The sequence below is a fragment of the Lysinibacillus sp. FSL K6-0102 genome (genome assembly GCF_038003545.1).
GTDB lineage: Bacteria > Bacillota > Bacilli > Bacillales_A > Planococcaceae > Lysinibacillus > Lysinibacillus capsici.
On the sequence record NZ_JBBOPH010000001.1, the window covers coordinates 4,590,141 to 4,597,500 of the forward strand.

At 42.5% G+C, this 7,360-nt stretch carries 4 protein-coding genes, 6 tRNA genes and 2 rRNA genes (1 of these 12 running past the window's edge); 1 reads left to right on the plus strand and 11 read right to left on the minus strand.

The window, feature by feature from the left end:
- Nucleotides 1–134 precede the first annotated feature (134 nt).
- The 9 genes from NYE73_RS23320 to NYE73_RS23360 form a co-directional block, all read right to left on the minus strand.
- Nucleotides 135–761, minus strand: coding sequence for an anti-sigma factor family protein (locus NYE73_RS23320; protein WP_009370547.1), 627 nt, complete (start codon nt 759–761; stop codon nt 135–137).
- Nucleotides 762–774: 13 nt separating this feature from the next.
- On the minus strand, nt 775–1,338 hold the full coding sequence (gene sigW / locus NYE73_RS23325) for an RNA polymerase sigma factor SigW (RefSeq protein ID WP_004225410.1): 564 nt from the start codon (nt 1,336–1,338) through the stop codon (nt 775–777).
- 133 nt (nt 1,339–1,471) lie between these two features.
- On the minus strand, nt 1,472–2,377 hold the full coding sequence (gene rocF / locus NYE73_RS23330) for an arginase (RefSeq protein ID WP_004225412.1): 906 nt from the start codon (nt 2,375–2,377) through the stop codon (nt 1,472–1,474).
- A gap of 185 nt (nt 2,378–2,562) precedes the next feature.
- Nucleotides 2,563–2,635: transfer RNA gene (locus tag NYE73_RS23335), tRNA-Lys, on the minus strand.
- A gap of 13 nt (nt 2,636–2,648) precedes the next feature.
- Nucleotides 2,649–2,723 (minus strand) — tRNA-Gln (locus NYE73_RS23340).
- A 14-nt stretch (nt 2,724–2,737) separates the two neighbouring features.
- Nucleotides 2,738–2,821 (minus strand) — tRNA-Tyr (locus tag NYE73_RS23345).
- 18 nt (nt 2,822–2,839) lie between these two features.
- Nucleotides 2,840–2,915, minus strand: a tRNA-Val gene (locus tag NYE73_RS23350).
- A gap of 55 nt (nt 2,916–2,970) precedes the next feature.
- A tRNA-Glu gene (locus NYE73_RS23355) sits at nt 2,971–3,045 on the minus strand.
- 113 nt (nt 3,046–3,158) lie between these two features.
- Nucleotides 3,159–3,235, minus strand: a tRNA-Asn gene (locus NYE73_RS23360).
- A gap of 270 nt (nt 3,236–3,505) precedes the next feature.
- Between NYE73_RS23360 and mbcS the strand changes: the two genes are divergently transcribed.
- The gene (gene mbcS / locus NYE73_RS23365) at nt 3,506–5,092 is read left to right on the plus strand and encodes an acyl-CoA synthetase MbcS (protein ID WP_054549734.1); all 1,587 of its coding nucleotides are present in this window, start codon (nt 3,506–3,508) and stop codon (nt 5,090–5,092) included.
- A gap of 116 nt (nt 5,093–5,208) precedes the next feature.
- Here mbcS and rrf read toward each other — a convergent pair.
- Nucleotides 5,209–5,324, minus strand: a 5S ribosomal RNA gene (gene rrf, locus NYE73_RS23370).
- Between the two features lie 192 nt (nt 5,325–5,516).
- Nucleotides 5,517–7,360: ribosomal RNA gene (locus NYE73_RS23375) — 23S ribosomal RNA — on the minus strand; it runs 1,084 nt beyond the window's last position.

The window sequence follows — 7,360 nt, forward strand, 5'->3', positions numbered from 1 at the left end:
TTTCATTACGAATCCATACACATTCAAGTATATCACATTCTTATCAAATGTAACTTTTTTCAAATAAAAAGTCTACTCAGAAGAGTAGACCTTTCAGCCTCTCACGTGCACTATTTTTTAGGACGTATAGAGTGTTATTTAGTTTCTTCTTTTTCCTCAAATGTCATGGCTGTCTTAACAGAATTTTTAATTGTATACCATAACCATTCAAATACTTCGTCAATTTCTTCGATTCTCCCTGAAACTACCGCTGAAGATGCCATATATTGCCCGTTGATTACTGTGACGTTGCCATCAACTTCACCTTCAACAATCAAATCGCCATTTTTCACAACAATATCGCCTTTTACCACTTCTCCTTCAGGGACAATCACTGTTTGACCATCCACAACTAAATTAGGTTGCTTGGTCACCGAGAAATGCTGGTCATCCATGAAGCTACCCAATAATGTAGCACTCATGAATAAGCAAAATACTGCTGCTGCCACAAAGAACGGATGCCGGCGAATCCATTTTTGTATACCTACTCGACTTTTTGGTTTTGGTAAACGAGCCATAACTGCTGCTTCAAAACTCGGAGGCGCTGTAATATGGGAAGCACTCTTCACAAAGGCGATTGTTTCACTCAATTCTTGCATCAACTGTTTACAATCATTACATGTATGCAAGTGTTGTTTCAACTCTTGCTCATGCTCACGACTAATGTCACCGTCTAAATAATCATGCATATAGTCTATAATATGCTCTGGACAAGTATTCATGACGCTCCCCCTCCTACAGATTGTTTAATTGCTTACGTAATGCCTCACGTCCGCGGTGAATCCTCGTTTTCACCGTTCCAAGCGGCATATCTAAAATCTCGCTAATCTCTTGTAACGATAACTCTTCTATATATTTCAATACTATAACCGAACGGTATTTATCCGGCAATCGTCCAATTTCATATTGAATGCGATCTTGCAGCTCCATTTGTTCTAACTGCTCCTCTGGTAGCTGGTCATCTGCTGCGATTTGCGAATACATATCAAGCCCTTCTGTACCAGCTACTTCTGCATCTAAATAATAATCCGGTTTCTTTTTTCGAATACGGTCAATGCAGAGGTTTGTCGCTATGCGATAAAGCCACGTTGAAAATTTTCTTTTCTGATCAAATGTATGCAAGTTCATATAAGCTCGCACAAAAGCCTCTTGAGCAATGTCTTCAGACTCTTGTTTGTTGCCTAACATTCGATAGCATACTTGGTACAGTTTGTGCTGATAGAGACTCACAATATCGGCAAATGCGTTTTGATCGCCTTTAAGCACTTGTTTTATTCTCTTATTTACTAACGCATCCATTGTGTTGACTTCTCCACCTTTACAACTGTCTTATACTATACGAAGCACCGATAAGAAAAGTTTCGTTTTAATTCAATTATAGCAAAAGATTTTTATGCAATGTGGCAACAGGCAATTTTTTGTCAAATTTTCTTTAAACTAGTGTTTCACCAAATAAAGATCCCATTAATGCAACAGCCACATTTGCTGTTGTATTCTTTTCATCTAATATAGGATTTACCTCTACAAACTCTGCTGAAGTTACCATGCCTGATTCTTGTAACATTTCCATTGCTAAATGGCTTTCTCGGTACGTAATTCCGCCTGGAACTGGTGTACCCACACCTGGCGTATAAAGTGGATCTAATCCGTCTAAATCAAGTGATAAATGTAAGCCATCAACATTTCGTTCCTTTAAATAAGCAAGTGCATCTTCCATCACACGTGTCATGCCAAGTCGGTCGATTTCATGCATTGTATATACTTTAATTCCTTGTTGACGTATCAATTCACGTTCTCCTGGGTCTACTGAACGAGCTCCAATAATAATCACGTTTTCTGGCTTAATTTTTGGAGCATAGTTGCGAATTTGCACTAAACGTTCATGTCCTAGCCCAATACTAACGGCTAACGGCATCCCATGTATATTGCCTGAAGGTGTTGTTTCAGGTGTATTTAAATCTGCATGAGCGTCATACCAGATAACACCGAGATTTTTGTAATGTTCACCTAATCCAGCTAATGTTCCAATAGCAATGCTATGGTCTCCACCAAATACGAGTGGGAATTTCTTTTGTTCCACTACTTCATGCACACTATTTGCTAATGCAGTACTAACATCTACAACTTCCTCTAAATTTAGTAATTTTTCATCCACAGCTCCGTCAGCAAGCTTTTGACTAACACGAATATCCCCTTGATCCTGTACATCGTGTCCGATAGCCTCTAAACGTTCAACAATACCTGCATATCGAATAGCACTTGGTCCCATATCTACCCCACGGCGTGTTTGTCCGTAATCTGTTGGTACTCCAATAATAGAAATATTAAGTTTATTCATGTTTTTATACCCCCTAAAAGTTATAAGATTATTGTAAAGCCTACATACCACTTGGCTCAACTCAACAAAAAGTTGTATATTTATTCATTTATAAATAACATAAAAAAATCTCCTACTGTTTTCAGCAAGAGATTAGTTATCTGTAGTTAATATAACACTTTTGAATAATTTTCATTCTAAAAAAGTGAGCCATGAAGGACTCGAACCTTCGACCCTCTGATTAAAAGTCAGATGCTCTACCAACTGAGCTAATGGCTCATAAAAGAAAAAATGGCTGGGGTACTAGGATTCGAACCTAGGCATGACGGAATCAAAATCCGTTGCCTTACCGCTTGGCTATACCCCAATCATTTATAAAACTGGTGGAGGGGGACGGATTCGAACCGCCGAACCCTAAGGAGCGGATTTACAGTCCGCCGCGTTTAGCCACTTCGCTACCCCTCCGAAATAACACAATAAGAATGGTGGAGGATGACGGGCTCGAACCGCCGACCCTCTGCTTGTAAGGCAGATGCTCTCCCAGCTGAGCTAATCCTCCATAGAAACAGGTGTTATATCACAGTTTATATTCTTTATAAAGCCTATGTTTTAAATGGTGACCCCTACGGGATTCGAACCCGTGTTACCGCCGTGAAAGGGCGGTGTCTTAACCACTTGACCAAGGGGCCAATATTATGTCTCAAACAAGACAAGAATTATAATAACATTTTTCATTAATAATTGCAATGCTTTTCCACAAATTTTTTTATGTATTATAGCATTTGAAAAAAGGACAAAAAAATGGCTCCGAAGGCAGGACTCGAACCTGCGACAACCTGATTAACAGTCAGGTGCTACTACCAACTGAGCTACTTCGGAACAATGCTATTCACTTTGGTTTTAGACAACCTCTTAAGTACATTTATTATTATAGCAAGCATTATAAATAATGCAACACATTTTGTGAAAATTTTTATATTTTTTGTCGAAGTATGCTCCTAATATTCGTTTGAAAGCATAATAGTTCTCTATTAATTCTAATATTTCTATTTAACGTACTAAATATTCTTGCTGTATATTATTGTAATTGTTAAAATAAAAATAGTTTTATGAATTTTCTATCAAATTTTCTGGGGGAGGATGTTCAAGATGGTATCAAATGATTTAATTGCACCTGAATTTTATAACATCACAGAGGAATTAGAAAAATTTTCGCAAGATAGTGATCGCCAAGCAATACGTTGGTTAAATACACAACAAGAGAGACGTACAGTTTCTTATGTGGAGCTTAACCAAAAAATGAATCAATACGCAAACGCTTTTACGGAGAAGGGGCTTCAAAAAGGTGATCGTGTATTAGTTATTATTCCTCGACTTCCAGAAGCCTATTTCGTTTTTCTAGGCTGCTTAAAGGCTGGTATCGTACCCATTTCATGTTCAGAGATGCTACGTGCAAGCGATTTAGAATATCGGATGGAACATTCTTCTGCTAGTGCAGTTATTGCTTATGAGGCTTTTACTAGTGAAGTTGATCAAATTGCTTCTTCTGTAGACGCATTGAAAAATAAACTAGTGATCGGTGCTGCGAAAGGAGATTGGACTTCTTTAGATGAATTAGCAAGCAAGCAGCCAGCTACATTTACAGCCGTAGCTACTACACGTGATGACATGGCATTCCTTTCTTATACATCTGGTACAACTGGTAAACCTAAAGGCGTGGTTCATTCACATGGCTGGGGATATGCACATATTAGAACTGCAGCTTCAAAATGGCTTTGTGTACGTGAAGGAGACCTCGTGTGGGCAACAGCTGCTCCTGGTTGGCAAAAGTGGATATGGAGTCCTTTTTTATCCACAATCATGCTCGGTGCTACTGCATTTGTCTATCATGGTGGATTCGATGCAAAAACCTATCTTCAATTAATGCAGGATGAAAAAGTTAATGTTCTATGTTGTACACCGACTGAATATCGGATTATGGCAAAAATCGATAATTTACAAGACTACAATCTATCATCTCTACGTAGTGCCGTTTCTGCTGGTGAACCTTTAAATCGTCCAGTTATCGAAACATTTATGAATCATTTTGGACTAAAAGTACGTGACGGCTATGGACAAACAGAAAACACATTATTAATTGGTACACTCGAAAACACAGAATTACGTCCTGGATCTATGGGTGTTCCAACTCCAGGTAATATTGTACGTATTATCGACAATGAAGGGAATGAAGCGCCAGTTGGCGAAGTTGGTGATATTGCTGTTCACAAATCTTCACCAGCTTTATTTAAAGAATATTATAAAGAACCAGAGCGCACACAAGCTGCATTTCGTGGGGATTGGTATATTACAGGTGATCAAGCAAAATGTGATGAAGACGGTTACTTCTGGTTTGAAGGTCGTGGAGATGACATTATTATTTCATCTGGTTATACGATCGGACCATTTGAAGTTGAAGATGCATTAAACAAACATGAAGCTGTACAAGAATGTGCAGTTGTAGCTGCGCCAGATGAAATTAGGGGGCATATTGTAAAGGCATTTGTTATCTTACGAGAAGGCTTCAAAGAATGTAATGAAGAGGAGTTAACAAAGGAGCTACAGGAGCATGTTAAAGCGTTAACAGCCCCTTATAAATACCCTCGTAGTATCGTCTTTATTGATGAGTTACCAAAAACGACATCAGGAAAAATTCGCCGTATCGAACTACGAGCTACTACGGTTCATACGCATTAAGTTAAGTATCAAAACAAGAAGGCATCCATTGAGGATGCCTTCTTTTATGTATTTATAAATAATAATCAGCTCAAAAAAAAAAGCCACTACTGAGTGTATCAGTAGCGACTTTTTGCGCCTAGCGACGTCCTACTCTCACAGGGGGAAGCCCCCAACTACCATCGGCGCTAAAGAGCTTAACTTCCGTGTTCGGTATGGGAACGGGTGTGACCTCTTTGCCATCATCACTAGACTTATGCGACCTCCAATACACGGCGTATTACTGCGTCAGCTGCTCTCGTTCAATCAGTCACGTACAGAAGTACGCTCCTTCAATCACTCGTTTGCTTCCTTGTACTACTTGTGTCTTGAAGCTCTCTTTTTTTGTTGAAAGATTTATTCTTTCAAAACTGGATAAACGGTGCATTGAATGTTTCAAACTTTTTTGGTTAAGTCCTCGATCGATTAGTATTCGTCAGCTCCATGTGTCACCACACTTCCACCTCGAACCTATCTACCTCATCGTCTTTGAGGGATCTTACTTACTTGCGTAATGGGAAATCTCATCTTGAGGGGGGCTTCATGCTTAGATGCTTTCAGCACTTATCCCGTCCACACATAGCTACCCAGCGATGCCTTTGGCAAGACAACTGGTACACCAGCGGTGTGTCCATCCCGGTCCTCTCGTACTAAGGACAGCTCCTCTCAAATTTCCTACGCCCACGACGGATAGGGACCGAACTGTCTCACGACGTTCTGAACCCAGCTCGCGTACCGCTTTAATGGGCGAACAGCCCAACCCTTGGGACCGACTACAGCCCCAGGATGCGATGAGCCGACATCGAGGTGCCAAACCTCCCCGTCGATGTGGACTCTTGGGGGAGATAAGCCTGTTATCCCCGGGGTAGCTTTTATCCGTTGAGCGATGGCCCTTCCATGCGGAACCACCGGATCACTAAGCCCGTCTTTCGACCCTGCTCGACTTGTAGGTCTCGCAGTCAAGCTCCCTTGTGCCTTTACACTCTACGAATGATTTCCAACCATTCTGAGGGAACCTTTGGGCGCCTCCGTTACCTTTTAGGAGGCGACCGCCCCAGTCAAACTGTCCGCCTGACACTGTCTCCTGCCCCGCTAAGGGGCATGGGTTAGAATTTCAATACAACCAGGGTAGTATCCCACCGACGCCTCCTTCGAAGCTGGCGCTCCGAGATCTCTGGCTCCTACCTATCCTGTACAAGTTGTACCAAAATTCAATATCAGGCTACAGTAAAGCTCCACGGGGTCTTTCCGTCCTGTCGCGGGTAACCTGCATCTTCACAGGTACTATAATTTCACCGAGTCTCTCGTTGAGACAGTGCCCAGATCGTTACGCCTTTCGTGCGGGTCGGAACTTACCCGACAAGGAATTTCGCTACCTTAGGACCGTTATAGTTACGGCCGCCGTTTACTGGGGCTTCAATTCGCAGCTTCGCTTGCGCTAACCACTCCTCTTAACCTTCCAGCACCGGGCAGGCGTCAGCCCCTATACGTCACCTTACGGTTTTGCAGAGACCTGTGTTTTTGCTAAACAGTCGCCTGGGCCTATTCACTGCGGCTCTCATGCGCTTGCACGCTCAAGAGCACCCCTTCTCCCGAAGTTACGGGGTCATTTTGCCGAGTTCCTTAACGAGAGTTCTCTCGCACACCTTAGGATTCTCTCCTCGACTACCTGTGTCGGTTTGCGGTACGGGCACCTCTCACCTCGATAGAGGCTTTTCTTGGCAGTGTGAAATCAGGAACTTCGTCCATACGGACTCGCCATCACAGCTCAACGTTACAGTGTGCGGATTTGCCTACACACACGCCTTACTGCTTGGACGCGCACAACCAACGGCGCGCTTACCCTATCCTACTGCGTCCCCCCATTTCTCAAACGGTGAGGAGGTGGTACAGGAATATCAACCTGTTGTCCATCGCCTACGCCTATCGGCCTCGGCTTAGGTCCCGACTAACCCTGAGCGGACGAGCCTTCCTCAGGAAACCTTAGTCATACGGTGGACGGGATTCTCACCCGTCTTTCGCTACTCATACCGGCATTCTCACTTCTAAGCGCTCCACCAGTCCTTCCGATCTGACTTCAACGCACTTAGAACGCTCTCCTACCACTGACATCGTAGATGTCAATCCACAGCTTCGGTGAATCGTTTAGCCCCGATACATTTTCGGCGCAGCGTCACTCGACCAGTGAGCTATTACGCACTCTTTAAATGATGGCTGCTTCTAAGCCAACATCCTGGTTGTCTGTGCAAC